Origin of the sequence: Acinetobacter minutum (genome assembly GCF_035916735.1) — a bacterium.
Classification (GTDB): Bacteria; Pseudomonadota; Gammaproteobacteria; order Pseudomonadales; family Moraxellaceae; genus Acinetobacter.
In genome coordinates, this window is sequence record NZ_JAQIHG010000025.1 from 1 (window position 1) to 17,578 (window position 17,578).

Genomic DNA, 17,578 nt, shown 5'->3' on the forward strand with positions numbered 1-17,578 from the left:
AAAATCGCAAAAACGCGTATTCTAAAAGCGGACATTTTTACTTTGGAGAAACCGGACATTTCTACTTTGGGCTTACAAAATTGATTTCGCATAATATTGATTATGTTAAATAAAGATGGTAATCATTGCATAAATAACCGAAGTTAAAAGTTGAACCGTACCGGGTTTGTCGTAGAGTTTTTTATTTAAGTTAGGCCACCTGACCTAACGGGTTAATCTTGTCATGGTACATTGCTTCAAAATCAAAAGGTGATATAGCTAAAAATAGAAAGTTTGCTACACTATAGAAAACCTTACTCACTGCTGTTTATGCCTAAGCCATACTCCAATGATCTTCGTCACAAAGCTCTGGACTACTACAAAGAATGTCAGAATAAATCGAAAACCTGTACCGTTTTTAAGATCGCCAGAACGACTTTAGATCTCTGGATTCAGCTCGAACATCTTCAAGGAAATGCGAATCGACCACATCCCGAAAAAGCAGGTCGGCCCTATAAAATTAAAGACCTACAGGCTTTCAAAAGTTTTGTTGAAACAACACCATTTTCACAGGCTAAAGATCTGGTGCCATTATTTGAACAAAGATTTGGCTACTCTGTCAGCTACGCCAATATCCTATTTGCTTTAAAAAAGCTGGGGTGGAGTCATAAAAAAAGAGTTTTCTCTACAGACAAGCCTGCAAAATGACCGCTATATTAACCAAGGGGGGCAGTTTTTAAATGCCGTTAGGGGGTCATTTTTACACTGCCGCTAACAATATATTGATGAATCAGGCATAAATACCAATGAAACTGCTGAGTATGGCTGGTCTGAGAAAGGAAAACGTTGCCAGGCATTAAAATCGGGTGGGCATGGAACCAGACTGAGTATGATCAGTGCTGTTCGATCAAGTGCAGCTTTCAGATTCATAGCACCCTTCATTTTTCAGGGTTCATGTGATCGCAGCACTTTTGCTGGGTGGCTTGAATATTTGCTGAAGGGCTTACCTAAAGATAAAAATGGTCAGCATCAAAAGCACTTACTGATTTTGGATAATGCCTCAATTCACAAAGGTAAAGAAATTGACGAATTGGCTATCCAATACAATGCCCGGCTTATGTATTTGCCAGCTTATAGTCCAGATCTAAACCCAATTGAAAAAGCATGGTCTTTGCTCAAAAGGAAAGTCAGACATATTGTTAGCCAACAGCAGAAATCCATCCTGGAAGCGTTAAATATCGGCTTTAAAGAAATGTAGTGTAGTTTATTTAACTGGCTATACATCGCCAATTCAGGAAACTGACCAAAACCAAGGGGGCTTTCCCTAATGAAAATAGCCTGCTGAAATTGCTGTATATTGGCATTCAACAGGCTTCTGAAAAATGGACAATGCCGGTGACAAACTGGGGACAAACCATCACACAGTTATCGATTTACTTTAAAGGCAGGCTCGATGATATAATTAAACTCTAGCCAATTCGTCTGACACAGAATTTTGAACGCTCTCTCAACAGACCCTAAGCATGTTATAAAAATAGAATTTAAAACTATATCAAATTTTGCTTTAAAATTTTTCCTCCATTTATTCCTGCTGCAACACCCATAACAACCTCATAATCTGCATATTTTATAAGCTCTGGTCTATGTTCAATGAGAATAATTGCCTCAAATATTTTAGTTTTTTGATAAATAAAGCTTGCAACTTTACTAGCTGTTTCAGGGTCCAGTCCTGCAGCGGGTTCATCAATAATAAGGATTTTTTTACTTGCTCTTTGTTTTGATAAACTTTCACAAAGCTTTACACGGCGTAACTCCCCACCTGAAAGAGTTTGTGTTTTCCTTTGCAACTGAAGATGGGATAAGCCTAAAGATACAAGTGTATCAAGTATATTTTTAATGCGTTCATCATGAAAAAATGTTAATAAATCACTTATTTCTATTTTATAAACATCAATAATATTCTTTCCATGCACTTGTTTTAAAACATTTTCATTGAATTTATCAAATAAGTCACCCTCACATGTAGGACATGTTAAATATAGATCTTGTTCATATCCTCTTTCATATTTAACTACACCTACACCCTGACATTGTTTACAACCACCATTTTGTGTTGGGGAAAAATAACTTACATCTAATCCAGTCATTTTTGAAAAATATTCTGCAATTAATGTATTTATTTGTATGCTAGATGACAAAATAGAGCGACTACTATAATTTGCAATTTTTTGGCTAACATAAATTACATCTGCTTGTTCAGAGATAGCTTTCGCCAATGAAGATTTCCCCGAACCAGATACGCCTGTAAAGACAGTGAGACATTTTCTAGGAATACTTACACTTTGCTTTATTACATTGTTTTTACTTAAATCTATAAATTCAATGAAACCTTGTGGTCTATTCCTTTTAGAAATATCAAAGAATGGTCGAATAATCTCATCAGGACAAATTTTTCCTCCCTCAATCCCTGCTTTATAACCAATATGAATTTTATAATCTGCATGATCAATAAAATATTGTGCATGTTCAACTAAAACTAACGTATTATGTTTGACAATATTTTGCATCTTTTCCCAAATTTTATAAAAATCATTTTCATTAATTTGAGATGAAATTTCATCAATTACAATCAATACTCCTGATATATTTGAATGTAGTAATTTACTAAATTTTAATTTTTGTAATTCACCACCTGATAGACTTGGAACTGAACGTGCAAGATTAAGATAGCCTAGGCCCATTTCACACATAGAATCTAATACTTTTACCAAAACACTATCATCTTTTATTTCTTTTTTTAACATCAACACTAATTCATCAATAGGCATCAATAAAAAATCTGGCATAGTCATATTAAAAATTTTAATAGCTTGATGAGTTTCTATATTAATTCTCGCTCCATTACAGGCTGAACAAATGACTTTCTTTGCATATTTATCTACAGCTTTTATATTTGAATTTTCTTTTATATATAACATTACACCTTTATAAATCCCTTTCCTTGCTTTGGACTTACCACGATGTTTAAATCTAAATTGTAATTTTTCATTACTGCTATCATACAGCACTTTTTGTTTATCTTTATCTGATAAATATTTGAATGGAACATGAATATCTATTTGTTCTTGTTCACAATATGCTAACAATAATTGATTATAGTAGTCTGCTAAATCACCATTTCGCCAACAAGAAAAAGGTTTTTGGTTAAGACTTAAATTTTGATTAATAATATAGTCTTCCAAAAATTCAAATTTTTCACCTAACCCAAGACAATGTTTGCATTCATTACCGATTTTGTTAATTTTTAATAAGTCAAAATTTGGAATAGCAACAGGTGATTTTACTTTTATTGTAGATAAAATTTGAGGAATATTAAGATAGGAATATAGTGTAGAACGTGGGTTACTATTGGTGTTCTTTTGAGATATTGCAACAGCAGGGATTAGCCCTTCATAACACTGGATAAGATACTCGCTACTTTCAGAAAATCCACGTTCTAAAGCATCAAATTCATCATGACATAATTGGTAGAGAGAAGAAAAAGCTAATGAGCTTTTTCCTGCTCCAGACCTTCCATATATCACAGTTATTTTATTCAATGGAATTTTTATATCAATATTTTTTAAATTATGAGTTGATATACCATTCAATAAAATTTCATTTTCCATATTAAATTTTACACCATTCACAATTTGGATTTCTTGGAATATCAATAATATTAAATTGATGTTGAGCCATATTAAACTCTATCCGTCTATTAGCTTGTTGCAACAATTCATTTTTACCAATCAATACTTTAAAGGCATCAAGTGATGCTAAACTTGCTGCAATACCCGACAATGGTGAAAATGATCCTAGTTTACGATTCTCTCGATGAAGCTTTCTCACATTTTTTAGTTCGACATTATTTAGCTCATTTAAAGCATTACCAAAGCATTTAAAGCATGCAGTTTCAAATGGAATAATCGTTTGACCTATCAGTGTAAGATGTAAATTATAACCACCACCAACAATATGTGGTATTTTGTATTTCATAGCATATTCAGCGATGATTCTACTAGTGATATCCACATTGGGTTCATCAGCACAATTAATAATTAAATCAATTGGTTTGGTAATTTTAATTCGTTCAAAAAAATTCTGTTGTAAATTTTCAGTAATAATTTCAACATTCAAATCAGAATGCATCATTTCAAGCTGTTTTTTAAGTTTTCCCCCCTTTTCTTGCCCAACTTCTGATTCAAAATAATACTGACGATGTAAATTACTAATATCTACATTGTCAGCATCAACAATAATAAAGTTTCCTACACCTGATTTTGTTAAATAACTTGCGACTAAGCTTCCTACTGCACCAAGTCCAATAATCATTACCGTAGCATTTTTTAATTTCTCAATTGCTTGTAAAACTTCATGACTTGAATGGAAATAATCTTCAAGAGTATTCACCAAGCGATAATGATGATGAACAATATCCAGGGGATATGCAATATCCTGTTGGATTAGTATATATTTCTCACGCAAAAATTGAGCTAAAGAGGTAAGCTGCTCTACAGATATGCCCTGATATTTTTCAGCTATTTGCTGAATACTTGTTACTCCATCGAAATTTTTGAGTAACTCAACAATACCCTGAAATTGCATTTTTAAGGATACACTAGAGCGAACGTTTGAGTTAAAAAACTCAACTATATTCTCTTGAACCACAATACCTACACTTTGACGTAAACGTAAATTAGTGGTTACAGACATGACATTGTTCCTGTTTTTGCATTTCAAATTCGGTTAATTCACCATTATTCGGTAAATATTCGTACCGAATAGTTTTATAATCATAAGTAGAATCTTCTGCTAAAAATTGTAAAATCTTTAAACAACTTAAGTGTGCAGAAAATCCATTCATCATTATTAACCCACCTGCCCCACCTATTTGATAAGATGTTGATATATCAGATGCTATACTTACATTTTGTTGTAGATCAACAATATTCTTGATTTGAGCCGTAGTACTGTATGTTGGTTTCCAATCACCTAATGCTTTAGTAAATGTCTGTTGTGTACAATCAATACATGGTGTGTACGGTGGATAGATTAATTCTCCCGAACTCATTAAATGAGCATCAAAACCGCCTGCCACATATAAAGGAAGATTTCTGGTTTGTGCATAACGACCAACTTTAACTGAGGTATGCCCAATGTAAGGTTCATCACAACTGTTAATAATCAAATTTGTATCATCTGTAATCCATTTTGATAAATCAGTCTGTGGTAATAAACATTCTTGATATGTATCAATTGTTACAGTTGAATCAATAGTTTTAAGGTAATTTTTAAGAACTTCTACTTTAGCTAAACCAATATCATTTAATCGTGTGAATAAATGTCGGCTTATACTTGATTCAGTTACTAGTTTATAATCAACCAATACAAATTTAGAAATACCTGCTCTTACTAAATTTTCTGCTATAGCAGCCCCTACAGCCCCACAACCTAAAATAACAACTTTCTTTGATGCAAGTAGTTTTTGTGTATCTCTTCCCCTTCTATCCAATATCATGTCATCAAAATAAGCTATTTGTCTTGAGAAACGAGGATTTAACTCATCGTACTCCTTAACATCAATAATCAAATGTTTTTCTTGTAAAAAAGATATTAACTTTAATGCATCCTCTTCATTAAAGTCACCTAAATTTTTTAAAATTAAATCTACAGTTTTTATACCATCAAGTAATGCTAAAAACTCAGCAACTGCTCGGCCTACAATTAACTCAACTCTATCACGCGTAGTCATTTTATGAAATGTTAGAAATACTTTTCGAGAATCTTCCATTTCTGAAATGTAAATATCAACAGTATCTTGAAGTTTATAAATATTATGAAGCATAAAAAAATCCAAAAGCTACCTCATGTTTAACGAAGTCGAAGTAGCTGTATATTATCTATAAAAAATTAATACTGTAAAACGCCTGCATTAATTTCTAAATAATTGTCCCAAGCCTGCATTGATGAATCTTGATTCGTATTTGCATTACTTTGTCGAGTGCATGTACGAGTACAACAATCACTTCTACTACCAGAACAAGCATTTGAATAACATGCAGCATTTACCTTGCTGACAACTTCAAAAGATAAATCTAAATCTAAACTCATTACACAGCTCCATTAGGCTAAAATTACAAAAATATTTTCAAACTAAAATATATTAAATAATATCAATATATTAAATAATATCAAGTATTATCAGAGCAATAAGTATACTCCCAAAGTTTAAAAGTGACATGATTTCGATATAATAAATTGATATAAAAATCCTTGAAATCTGTAAGATATTGATTATAAATGTAAAATTATAAAAAGATAATTTTTTTATCTCCATTTAACTGATTTAATAGATTAATTTTTTTATAAAGTTAAAAATCTAGATATTTGGTTATTCAATATTTTAATAAAATCTAAACTTAACTTATGTTCACCAGAAATCTAGTTCACAATTGAATTTATGTTTAATAAATTACAAATTTAATTACTTAGAGCCCATTTTTAGTCTTTAATGGCTTTGTTGCATAAAGGCTTTAGATATAGATCTTCCCAAAGTTATCTAAATTTAAGTGACAATTTGGGTATGAAGTCGACCTAATTACATGAATTTCTTTAACACGGCTATGCGTGCCTGAATTTCATTCACATGACTAGGAAAGCACTTTGCCTTTAATTTATCGTCTAATAGTTTGATGCAGTACATCTTCGTTTCCACCAAGCGTCGCCGATGATAACTAGACCATTTTTCTAAACGGCTCTGCCTAGACATTTAACTGTTTTTATTAATTCGTTTCTCTCTAAAGATCATGTGTTTTGATCTTTTCAGAGTTTTGCATTTTTTCTTGGAGGGATGACAGCATAGGCTTGACGATCTGAAATCAATTGTCTACAGCATTTAGTGTCATACGCTTCATCAGTATAAACAAAATCAACTCGCTAATCAGGTAGAATCTGATCAAGTAAATTACCAAGAACTTGTGAGTTACTGACATTATTCGTTGTGAGCTGAACTGCACGTATTTGCAATGTTTCAGCATCTATACCTATGTGGAGTTAACGCCATTGTCGTCGATATTCATGCTAATATTCCTGACATTTCCATTCACCTTCACCTAAAAACTTCAAGCCGGTAGAGTCAATAAGTAGATGTAGTCCATCACAACTTTTCTGATAGCGAAGCGAAATATCAATATGCTTTTGTTTTTCTGCATATGGTCGAATAATCTGGTTCTGTCCAATCCAATCCACAGAGTTTAATCAGACTTTGAAGAAAGCCAGTAACCATACGCAAAGAAGGGTGGAAAAGAGATTTGATCAATAAATAGCATGGAATCGTTGCATCGGAATAAGTTTGATTTTACCCGTGTTTACTGACAGACAGAGCATACCATTGAATTGCTGAATCAAACCAAATTGAGAGGTTTCCACGATTAATCAAGGCTTTATTGTAGGTGGATTAATTGGTTGTACGTTAGATTTTGGGTGTAGGCTTTTTCATTCGAGAATTATATTGCTGAAAAAGCCTTCAGTGGTAGGTTTGTGCAAAAAAGTCGTTTTATACATAATTAAGTTTCTAAATTTTAAACTACATTACAAAAACTAAACGTGTAAGATAAAAGGCAAGCCATTACCCGAAATAATTCCTTGTGCATCGATACGCCATTCATTGGTTACCGTTAACATTCGTGTTTCAATGCTTGGATCATAAAAATTAGTAAAATAATGAAAACGCTGATTAGTAGATCCCACCCAATTACGCACGTTTTCAGTCAGAGCTTGTTGATATTCCCCATCAACCAAAACGTCTGTGAATTCGAGCAATTTCGATGCTCCTTTAAAGTGTAAATCATCCAATTCTTCCAATTCATATCCACTAAAGACCATTACTGATAAGCCCATTTTACGGCATGCCTGTGCAATATCAGCCAAACCTTCTGCTTGTAAAAAAGGTTCGCCACCTAATAAGGTCACACCCTCAATGCCATACTGTTGTTGATTCTGGACAATCTGTTCAATGATCATCAGTGAATCACACACATCAGCAGGTTGAATTTTTAAAAATTGCCCATTACAACAGCCAATACAACGTTTTAAACAACCTTGCACCCAAATGGCTGTTCTTAAACCAGGGCCTTCTGCTTGAGTTACATCTATAATTTTTGCAACATTCAACCATGCCATGGGCTTATCCTTATCTATTGTTTTACTTACACAATATTAAAATCAAAAACCTTACCCGCCTGAATCACCTCAATACTTTGGTTTTTCAATTGTTCAGGATATTGAACTTCGGCAAATAAAAAGTCTGCCAAGGGGTCAAATAAATTTTTAGTCAGCACATTAAGTACACCACGCCCACCATGTTGTTTATTGACCTGATTAACCAAAGTTTGCAAGGCTTTATCTTCGTCTTTAAAACGGAATGCCTGAATTTGCCATTTGTCTTTTAAACGCTGTTCAAGTGGTTGCAATTTGGCACGTGCAATATTTTTTAAAATCTCATCATTGTCCATGAAATTAAATGGAATAATATTGGCTTCACCAATACGTCCCAATAATTCAGGGCGTTTTAACTCAGTTTTAAAATGATGTTGAACCGCAGATTGAAATTGTGCAGAGACTTGTTCAGGCGTACTTGGTTCAATCTCGCTTGCGCCAATATTTGATGTAAACACAATAAAAGTATCTGCGAAAGAAATAGTTTCACCTTTACCATCAGTTAAGCGGCCATCTTCCAAAATTTGTAAAAACTTATCCAAAATACGTGGGTGTGCTTTTTCAATTTCATCAAATAACAATAAAGAAAATGGACGATTTTTCACAGCATTGGTGAGTTGTCCACCTTGTTCATAACCCACATAACCCGGGGGGGCGCCTACTAAACGTTGATCGGCATGTTCATGGTTAAATTCGGACATATCAAAACGGATGCAGGCATCTTCATCACCAAATAAGAACTGTGCTAAAGATTTTGCCAATTCGGTTTTACCCACCCCTGTTGGTCCCACAAAGAACAAAGCTCCTTTTGGGGTTCGGGCTTTGGCAGAATGTTGTAAACCCGACAAACCTGTATAAGCACGAATCAAAATTTTATTTACAGCATCAATGGCTTGATCCTGTCCCTTTACCCGTAGTTTAAGGGTTTCTTTAGTGCCTTTTAACTTGCTATGGTTCAACTGTTCCCAAGGGGATTGACGCTTCCCAAAACGATATAAAGACACCAAATTTTGCAAGTTTAACGTGTCTTGCTGCTGACGTGATAAACGTGCCAGATGATATATATCTCGAATGGTAAAACCATCGGTCAGCGTAACAAAATCAGTCATGGCTTGTGACTGAGGTGATAGATCTTCCTGTACTTGAAATGCCATTTTTAATGCTGAAATCGCACGTTCACGCTCATGTAGATTAGGTAAATCAATATTAATTTCGGCAAATAATGGATTATTTAGATATAAGCTTGGTGGCAAATTAATTAATCCTGAACATAAAAACACCAACAAACTTTGTGGTTTATCAATTTCATTCGCACTTAAATTGACTTGAGCATCACGGATACTTTTAGAAATTTGTTGTAACCATGCACGCTCGGCATCACTTAAACTGTTAATTTGACCAAACATATAGTTGGACCAATCCACCACAAAAGCAACACGTTGCAGAGATTCAGACATCACCTTTTGTGCAACTGCAAAAAAGTCTTTCGGTGTCAGTTCTGTTTGACCACCATTGCTATTGTTTGCCTGATCTGAAGAGTTATCCTCTTCACCCATATCATAATCATCAGCTTCATCAAATACTGATGACTGAAAACCAGTCGCCTGTAAATCATTCCATTGTTGTGTTGTTACACCTGAAACTCCACCCACTCGCGAATAAAACACCACATGCTGAAAGCCTTTTGCTTTTAGACTATCACTAATGATTTGATTAATCGGCTGTAATTGCCCATTTTTAGCGAAGGCGAGATCAATAATATTACCTGATACCACCAATGCACGGCGTAACATGCTTTGCCGCTCAAAATTTTCTAGCCATGTTTGAATATGTTGTGTACTCATTGTTATCCAGTTTTTTTACATTAGTGACGATGAATTTATTTATCTAAAGTGCGTGATCAACCTTAACCATGCTGCTGTTGATGAGGGGCTAAAGGTTTCATTTCTGCACTTTCATCATCAGGGTTTGACCAAATAATACGCTCATCACTGAGTTCTACGCCATAGACCTCCGATAGTCGTGGCAAGACTTTTTGCATATCTTCTTTACAGGTTTGACCTCGATAATTATCAAACTCGTAACGGAGTTTACCATCTAGCTCAATTTTAAATTTTGCCTGATTGCCAGATGGCCGTTGTGCCTGAATAATTACAATGTCCTGATCCTTTTCTTTTACCCGCTTTGGTTTTAATACGCTAAATCCTGCATTTTGTAAGGATTGATAAACAGCTTTGACCATTTCACGACGAATACTTTCATCTTCTAAGGCTTGATCTGTTTTTTGTGCCATGCTTTTCATTTGTTCAAAGCTGACAGCGGGAGCCTCCATAAGTTTAACCAGATCCGCTTTCAACTGTTCTGTTTCAGCAAGAGGCAGTTGGCCCTCTTTCACATCATCAGTGAGTTGTTGTAATAAGGTTTGTGTTGCTACCTGTTCAATTTTTTTCTGTTGGCTTTCTCTTTGCTGTTTTGCTAGTTGTTCATAATGTTGTTGAATTTTGTCCATCTCTTGATTTACTTGTTCAATACTATAATTACTTTCATCAGAAAAAATCTTTTCGCGTAAGGCACTTAACTCATTTAAAGCCAAATTACGAGCAAGTTTATCCCTCCATTTTTGCCAATTTCGTTGCCATGCTTGTTCTAATTCAGCATTTTCTTGTCGACGTTTTTCTACCAGCTGACATTGTTTTTCTAAGACTTCAAGGCGCTGGTTTTCAATTTCAATCTGCTGATTTTCACGTGCAAGAGCCCTTAAGCCATAGATACGTTGTCCGATGCTTAGACTAAGCTCGCGTGCAGCAAAAGCATCGGTTCTCAATAAATTTTGCATTTGAGTAAGTTGTTTTTTTATTTGCGTAACTTCAACTTCTACATAGGCAGTTAAACCTTGTTCATCTAGCTGATTTAACGTATTTTGATAACGCTCAAGATATTGTGTAGTTGTTTCACGTACTCGTGCCTGAGCAATTTCACGTTCACGTTGTAGGCGGTAACGTCGTTCATGGATTGCGCTCATATTAAAATCCTATTTAAAAATCTTTAAGAATGTAAATTATTGATGTTCTTTAATTAACTTAGACTTAGGCTGATATTCGGAGGTAGTGCGAATATTGACTGCTTTTGCCAAATTCCCCATGTTTTTATCTAAACTAAAAAGTTCACTGCTGTTAAAACGATAAAATAAAGCCACTGAAAGGATTTGTTCATCCGCAGTCATCTCTTGTGCTGTTTTGCTTTTTGCAATGATAGTTACAAACTCATCGTGAGTCGGTTCAATATGTTCTGATGTTAAATGCTCGATAGCACGAATCGCACGTCTCGCCTGCTGTGCTTGCTCGCTAAAGTTATCCCCATCTTGTCCCTTTTTAAGGCCGTCTAGTTCATGTAAGACTACTTGCGGAATCATCACAAAATAATCTCGTTCTAAATTAGTCAGATCATCACTATGACGCATCAAATAGCTGGTATCTAATACAGCAATAGGCTTAGCATCTGTGCGTAAAGGTGCAAAGCTTTGTGCTATCCCTTGTTTTAATACCACTAAATGTCGTTGTTGCTTTTGTAGCCTTTCGCAAAGATTCAAAATTTCAGTATGCTTTTGTCGTAGTTCTTCATAACAATCTAGCCACTCGTCGATTAAAGCTAGGGCTTTTATATTTACCTTATTTAAAGAGCTAGAATTAATCTGCTGATTTGGGTTGAGCACATCAGGATTAATCTGACTTTTTAATGACTTTTGTATCTGCACAATATCAACAAAGTCTTGATCGAGCGTTGTTCCAGCTTTTTGACCTTTGTCAAAAGCATCATCAAGTAATTTTGCAAAAAAGAGAGGTTCTGCCCATTGTGGTGCAAGTTCTAAATGTGAAAAGGTACTACGAAAATCTTTTAATTCATTAAAATTTGTAATCTGTTGAATTTTGTCTAACCATGCACTAGCACGTAAACCTGCATTGTTCAATTTTTTCATGGCTTCATGCAAATTCATGGCTTCTTTCATAGTTAAATTTGGTGCCTGTTGAATCACTTCATGTTCTGATAAAAAGTAACGTGAAAATGCTAAGACCTCTAGGTCGCTAGTGGTATTCCAATGCATCACTTCATTTTTAATTGTCGACCACACTTGCTCATCACGAAGTTTAATTTTCAAAGCCACCAAACGTGGTTGTTTGGCATAAAAGATATGGGTATTACCTTTTAATACGATCGTCGCTGTTTGATCTTTATATAGGTACAATGCCTGAAAGCCTTGTGGTAAAGCCGTAGTGAATGGCAAAGTTAATGTTTTACCTTGTACTTTCGCTAATTTTGCTTTTTCCGACAAAACGATTTCTGGTTTATTACTGACTTGGTTTGGGCTTTTTTCAGCGTAAACCTGAATCAATGTATTCTCATCGAGTAAAGTATTTTCTACCAGCGTCACGTCTAATACTGATGACCATTCAAAAGTGGGTAAATCAGTGTCTATCTGTTGGAATGTTGGGGCTAAAAGATGTTCCCACAGTACTTCATGCTTGGTTTGCTCAAGCCACATACTAAATATTTGCTGTACTTCCGAATTACCTTTAGCATCAAAGCCAAGATGGCCTTGCGTATTAAGCGCAATACGCATGGGTAAGCGATGTGTTACTGTTTTAGCCACTAAACTATTAACTTCACTGATATTAGTATTCGGCTTTTTCCATTCAAATTGTTCCTCTCCTGCCTGTTCAAGCATGTCACGGATCATTTGATCGATATGCGATATATTTGCTTCAAAAAGCGTTTGAGGCATTACATAAGGTGCTTGGGTATCATAGGGTTTTAATTTATAGTCTTTATCACTAATAAACTTATTTGTTAATGGATGAAATAGGCTTTTTAATTCAGCATTTTTATTCTCACTTGGCATTTCATTTTTGTGATATAAATTTTTTCCTAGTGTTGTCACTGCCAAATCTTTGACATGTGTGACTGTCAAGTCTGTATCACAACGTTCTAGCATTTCATTATCAATCAAACTGTAAAGTGCTTTTTGCACTAAAAATGCTTCAATTTTAAATTTTTCACATACTTGGCTTAAACTATATTGCCCAAGCATTGTTTTGTATTTCACAGCTAAGTTTAAAAGTAATCCTTCAAAAACACTCGGTTGGCGTATCGCTTGATAACTTACACGCGATTCCATCTGATACACAGGTAGACTCACTTCAAAACTTTTAAGCAATTTCAACATAATTATTCTCTATAAAATTTAGTTTAAATAGTCATAATGTCTAAATCAAAGTATGACTTAAGCCACCTGCGGTTTTGGGATTTCACAAGCTTGTATAAATTCCCTTGCTGTACAGACCTGCCCTTCACGATCCAAACGATTAAAGATATCCTGATAAATTTTACGTTTGCTCGTGCCAGGTTTATCCATATGCGGTAAATTCACATCACGTAGCTCCAACATATTACGTGCACCAAATACCATTAATAGGTTTTGTGCACGTGACATCGCGACATTAATAAATTCAAAACGGGCAATATTGGCACGAGATGAGCGTTTATGATCTTTTGGCTTACCATCATTACGCACTAAACTGATTAAAATAATAGGTTTTTCTTTACCTTGATAACGAATGACCGTGTTAATTTCGACATGAATGGCATCAAAATCTAATTTACCACCATTGGCTTTACGAATTTCATCTCGAATGGTTCGGCACTGTGACTGATAAAAAGACACTACACCAACTTTTTGCTTATTTTTACTGTGATAGCCCTGTTGTTTCATTTGTGCATTGATATTGGTTAGAGTCTTAGCAATCAATTTAGCTTCTGTTGCATTGGTACTTTCATCATCTCTGTAAGACACACCTTTTTCATCATTTGAAGTATCTACCCAAAGCAAATGCTTATTAGCATCCACTAGGGTATTGAGCTTAGATTTTAAAACGACTTGATGCTCACGAGGTGCATCAGGATTACCACATGTGAGCTGTCCATCATAAAAATAGTTGATCATTTTCATAATGCTAGGATGCATACGAAATTGTGTAGTGAGACGCTCACGTAACACATCAGGTGCTTTTTCAAATAACTCTTTAAATAACGAGGCCGTAACTAATTTTTCATAACGTTTGAAATTGTCTTTTGTGAGTAAATTTGAACGATCTTGATTTTCATCTTCTACCTCTACTAAATCTTCAAACGTTTCGGTAGCATCTTGGCCTTCTTGGAACATTGGTGGTAATTGACGATGATCCCCGACTAAGATAGCTTTGCGGGCACGCATAAGTGGCATTAACAGTTCAATTGGGGTGGCTTTCGATACCTCATCAATAATCACCACATCAAAGCCATCAATCCCTGCATCTTGTAAGGTACGTGAATTTTCATTACAAGAAATCGCCACTAAATTACAGTTTTGGGTATATTCCTGACTCATTAATTCCCAATCCAATTTTGACTGTTGTGGATTATTAAGAGACTGCACCCAGTCTTCAAATAAACCATGCCAATTTTGGTTTTGTGCTTTGCTATCCTGATATTGTTGCTGTAAATACGAAATATGATTTTGAGTAGATTTAATTGATTCACTTAAACTGGTATTTTGAAAATTTTGTTGCTGTAAATGCTGTTGTTCAGCATGTTGCTGTGTTTGCAATTGAATTTCGATCGTTTTGTATTGATCAATTAGGTTTTGAATTTCACGTTCAATTTGTTTGATCGGTGCATCATCGGGTACATTTATCTCAAATGCTTGCATTTGTGCAGTTAAGCTTTGGCTTGCTTCTGTAATCTGACCATTAAGATATTGCTCAAACTGTTTAAATTTCTCTAAACGCTCAGCTAATAACATTGCAGTAGATTGTGCATTTGTAATATTGAGGAATTGATCTCTATCCTTAAACAGTTGGTAACATTCGTGGGTTAAACCACCACTTTGTTGCTTTAATTGATTTACTTCACGACGTTTTAGACGCCATAAATTAGAAATTTCTTCGCTATCATCTAGATCCATTTGATTGGCAAGCTGTTCAATTTCTTGTTGTAGTTGTTGAACTTTTAGCTGTGTCTCGACACTCGTTAAACCACCCTGACCTGCTTGTTGCAAGCGAGTAATATCCTGCTCCATCACCTCAAAGCTACTATGAATATTTTGCCAAACATCTAATAATGCCATCAAAATTTGAGCTTGTGATTCTGGATAAAAACGAAAATCTGCAATTTGAAATGGCAATTGAACCTGATAGCTGTCTAATTCAAATAAGCGATCTGCAATATTTTTCATCATATCGGGTAAAATAAGACCTTGAGGTACAATACTTTGCCCTGCTAACAAATCTTGCAACTGTTGTAATTCTAATAGTTGTTGTTGATGTGCACGATACTCAAGTTGCTGTTGTTGAAAATCCTTTTGTGCCTGTTGTTGTTGTTGACGCTTTTCAATGCCTTGTTGTTTGATACTTTGACGTTGTTGTTCAAGCTTTTGTGCATCGAGTTGTAAAAACTCAGCTTGATTTAACCATGTTTTCAACGCATCAATTTGTTCTTGCTGTTGTTGCAATGGCATTAAAAAACGTGCCTGAATATCATGGCTCAATGCCTCATAATGACGTGCTAAGGCTTGCTCGCCTGAAAAGAGTTTACCTTCTTCGGTAATTTTATCTCGCCCACGCCCTTGTTTTGCCAAACGAACTACACGTAAAGACGGGTGATTGGTGATACGTGATAGCGCATTATCAATAGCATCATGTGATTGGCTACTAAGCAAAATGGTTTTACCCTGTTTTACTAGCTGTAAAATAGCTTCAGCAATAACTGTAGTTTTACCTGTGCCTGGAGGTCCTTGAATTAAACATAAGTCTGGTGCAGCAAGCATTTTTTGCACTGCACGCTTTTGTGCATCATTTAAGTTAGAATTAAACCATTCGTTAATTTCAGGAAGTACGTTAGGTAATTGTGCTTGCGTAATATCAAATAAATAACTTGATAGATATGGTGCATAGCAATTTTCATTTTGCTTTAAATTACGCAAAATCCTATCCTGACGATCCACCAATGACCAATCGCCGATTAAAGCAAAAGATACGAAACCTGTGCTTGGTACTGCTTCAAGCATTTCTTTAATATCTTCTTTATATTGTAGAATGGCTTCCTCATCATATTGATCAGGTACCAAATTGGTGACTTTATTTTTCCAATCTTCTGTTGGTTCAATATTCAGCCATGCAAATACAGGTGCTGAAAAAGGTATATCTTTTAAATCTATATGTTGAAAAACATTCTTTAACTCATCTGGATTCAGTAAATTGAAAGCATTTTTCCCACGTTTAAATTGTCCGAGTTCAAATTTTACCTTTTGCTTATTTTGACGTTTATCTTCCAAGCTCGGTAATTCAAATTTCCATGGATCAGTTGAGGTATTTAAATCAAATAATTGTAGGTCTTTTCGTACTAAGGCTCTACATACGAGCTCAAAATCTTGTTGACTATTAGCAATCGTAAGCAATTTAAAAATATTTTTTTGTTCATCATAATTAATTGTTAAATAGCGTAAACCTACTGATTTTTGACGAATCAGTTCTTTTTTAAAGCCCAAAAATTTACGCCACTCTTCTAAACGCTCATTAGCTAAAACCGAAATTTTAGGTAATTCTTCTACAAGTTGTGGTGTTAATACATTTTGGATACCACGAGAGGGATATTCCCCTTCCTCCAAAAACTGGTATTCACACTCTAATTCATGTTCATAGTTTGTAGGGTGTTCACTATTATGACTAATTATTACGCTTTCTGGGATTAAATAAGGTGTGGAAGAGCGAGTCCCCCAATAACCAATCACTACTAATGAACTGTGTTCATCTAAATATGCACTAAAAGCAGGATGTTGAGGAATACGAATGGCTAAATTAATGCGTTGTGCAGATTTATCCTGTAAAGACAAATTTGCGACATAACACACTGTTGGCATAGATGGGAAAAAAAGATTCAAAAAATGTGTGCTTTTGTCTGAAGTTACATTTTCAAATAAAGGTGCGAGGCTTGGTTTAGCTTTTAAAATATGTGTAATATTTTGTTCAAGTCTAGTTTCACGATCTGAAAGCTTCCAAAAAAGTGTAGCCATATTTTTTTCTCATAACGAAATTATCATTAAAAAGTCTTTAAAATCATAAAAATAATTTTTCAAGTGAAAATTATTATAAATATATATGCTTGAAAATTAAAACAATAAATAACCTAAATTGTGGATACGAAATTTGTCTGGGATACTAGGAGCAGTCCAATCAGTGGCAACAGATGAATGATCTATTACCTGAAAGAGTGGGTACTGTTGGGGTATCCGCCAAAGATAACCGACTATTTG

At 34.7% G+C, this 17,578-nt stretch carries 11 protein-coding genes and 2 pseudogenes; 3 read left to right on the plus strand and 10 right to left on the minus strand.

Features of this window, described 5'->3' with window-relative positions:
* Nucleotides 1-309 precede the first annotated feature (309 nt).
* The 3 genes and pseudogenes from PAE54_RS09915 to PAE54_RS09925 form a co-directional block, all read left to right on the plus strand.
* Complete coding sequence (locus PAE54_RS09915) at nucleotides 310-687, plus strand: IS630 transposase-related protein (RefSeq protein ID WP_326519316.1); 378 nt, start codon at nucleotides 310-312, stop codon at nucleotides 685-687.
* A gap of 73 nt (nucleotides 688-760) precedes the next feature.
* Entirely contained in the window at nucleotides 761-1,237 is a 477-nt protein-coding gene (locus PAE54_RS09920; RefSeq protein ID WP_326519338.1) for an IS630 family transposase, read from the plus strand.
* Between the two features lie 17 nt (nucleotides 1,238-1,254).
* Nucleotides 1,255-1,452: pseudogene (locus tag PAE54_RS09925) on the plus strand (IS256 family transposase); the annotation flags it as partial.
* A gap of 74 nt (nucleotides 1,453-1,526) precedes the next feature.
* On the opposite strand, the gene PAE54_RS09930 reads toward PAE54_RS09925, so the two are convergent.
* From PAE54_RS09930 to PAE54_RS09975, 10 genes and pseudogenes are all read right to left on the minus strand, one after another.
* Complete coding sequence (locus PAE54_RS09930) at nucleotides 1,527-3,647, minus strand: ATP-binding cassette domain-containing protein (protein WP_326519317.1); 2,121 nt, start codon at nucleotides 3,645-3,647, stop codon at nucleotides 1,527-1,529.
* Nucleotide 3,648: 1 nt separating this feature from the next.
* Nucleotides 3,649-4,731, minus strand: a complete 1,083-nt coding sequence (locus PAE54_RS09935) for a HesA/MoeB/ThiF family protein (protein WP_326519318.1) — start codon at nucleotides 4,729-4,731, stop codon at nucleotides 3,649-3,651.
* Nucleotides 4,715-5,863: a ThiF family adenylyltransferase gene (locus PAE54_RS09940; protein ID WP_326519319.1), complete on the minus strand. Its 1,149-nt coding sequence runs from the start codon at nucleotides 5,861-5,863 to the stop codon at nucleotides 4,715-4,717. Before PAE54_RS09940 ends, PAE54_RS09935 begins: the two co-directional genes overlap by 17 nt.
* 65 nt (nucleotides 5,864-5,928) lie before the next feature.
* The gene (locus PAE54_RS09945) at nucleotides 5,929-6,129 is read right to left on the minus strand and encodes a hypothetical protein (RefSeq protein WP_039048208.1); all 201 of its coding nucleotides are present in this window, start codon (nucleotides 6,127-6,129) and stop codon (nucleotides 5,929-5,931) included.
* A 487-nt stretch (nucleotides 6,130-6,616) separates the two neighbouring features.
* Nucleotides 6,617-7,456 (minus strand): annotated as a pseudogene (locus PAE54_RS09950) (IS5 family transposase).
* Nucleotides 7,457-7,617: 161 nt separating this feature from the next.
* On the minus strand, nucleotides 7,618-8,199 hold the full coding sequence (locus tag PAE54_RS09955; RefSeq protein ID WP_326519320.1) for a 4Fe-4S single cluster domain-containing protein: 582 nt from the start codon (nucleotides 8,197-8,199) through the stop codon (nucleotides 7,618-7,620).
* A 26-nt stretch (nucleotides 8,200-8,225) separates the two neighbouring features.
* Nucleotides 8,226-10,079 carry an AAA family ATPase gene (locus tag PAE54_RS09960; RefSeq protein WP_326519321.1) on the minus strand — a complete coding sequence of 618 codons (1,854 nt, stop codon included), beginning with the start codon at nucleotides 10,077-10,079 and terminating at the stop codon, nucleotides 8,226-8,228.
* A gap of 62 nt (nucleotides 10,080-10,141) precedes the next feature.
* The gene (locus PAE54_RS09965; RefSeq protein WP_326519322.1) at nucleotides 10,142-11,257 is read right to left on the minus strand and encodes a coiled-coil domain-containing protein; all 1,116 of its coding nucleotides are present in this window, start codon (nucleotides 11,255-11,257) and stop codon (nucleotides 10,142-10,144) included.
* Between the two features lie 36 nt (nucleotides 11,258-11,293).
* On the minus strand, nucleotides 11,294-13,456 hold the full coding sequence (locus PAE54_RS09970) for a PIN domain-containing protein (RefSeq protein ID WP_326519323.1): 2,163 nt from the start codon (nucleotides 13,454-13,456) through the stop codon (nucleotides 11,294-11,296).
* 57 nt (nucleotides 13,457-13,513) lie between these two features.
* Nucleotides 13,514-17,338: an AAA domain-containing protein gene (locus PAE54_RS09975; protein ID WP_326519324.1), complete on the minus strand. Its 3,825-nt coding sequence runs from the start codon at nucleotides 17,336-17,338 to the stop codon at nucleotides 13,514-13,516.
* Nucleotides 17,339-17,578: the final 240 nt, after the last annotated feature.

What these genes read in the sequence shown, in the direction of transcription:
- PAE54_RS09935 (WP_326519318.1), bottom strand. Translation starts at nt 4,731, where the DNA reads ATGTCTGTAACCACTAATTTACGTTTACGTCAAAGTGTAGGTATTGTG.
- PAE54_RS09970 (WP_326519323.1), bottom strand. Translation starts at nt 13,456, where the DNA reads ATGTTGAAATTGCTTAAAAGTTTTGAAGTGAGTCTACCTGTGTATCAG.
- PAE54_RS09930 (WP_326519317.1), bottom strand. Translation starts at nt 3,647, where the DNA reads ATGGAAAATGAAATTTTATTGAATGGTATATCAACTCATAATTTAAAA.
- PAE54_RS09940 (WP_326519319.1), bottom strand. Translation starts at nt 5,863, where the DNA reads ATGCTTCATAATATTTATAAACTTCAAGATACTGTTGATATTTACATT.
- PAE54_RS09945 (WP_039048208.1), bottom strand. Translation starts at nt 6,129, where the DNA reads ATGAGTTTAGATTTAGATTTATCTTTTGAAGTTGTCAGCAAGGTAAAT.
- PAE54_RS09955 (WP_326519320.1), bottom strand. Translation starts at nt 8,199, where the DNA reads ATGGCATGGTTGAATGTTGCAAAAATTATAGATGTAACTCAAGCAGAA.
- PAE54_RS09975 (WP_326519324.1), bottom strand. Translation starts at nt 17,338, where the DNA reads ATGGCTACACTTTTTTGGAAGCTTTCAGATCGTGAAACTAGACTTGAA.
- PAE54_RS09965 (WP_326519322.1), bottom strand. Translation starts at nt 11,257, where the DNA reads ATGAGCGCAATCCATGAACGACGTTACCGCCTACAACGTGAACGTGAA.
- PAE54_RS09915 (WP_326519316.1), top strand. Translation starts at nt 310, where the DNA reads ATGCCTAAGCCATACTCCAATGATCTTCGTCACAAAGCTCTGGACTAC.
- PAE54_RS09960 (WP_326519321.1), bottom strand. Translation starts at nt 10,079, where the DNA reads ATGAGTACACAACATATTCAAACATGGCTAGAAAATTTTGAGCGGCAA.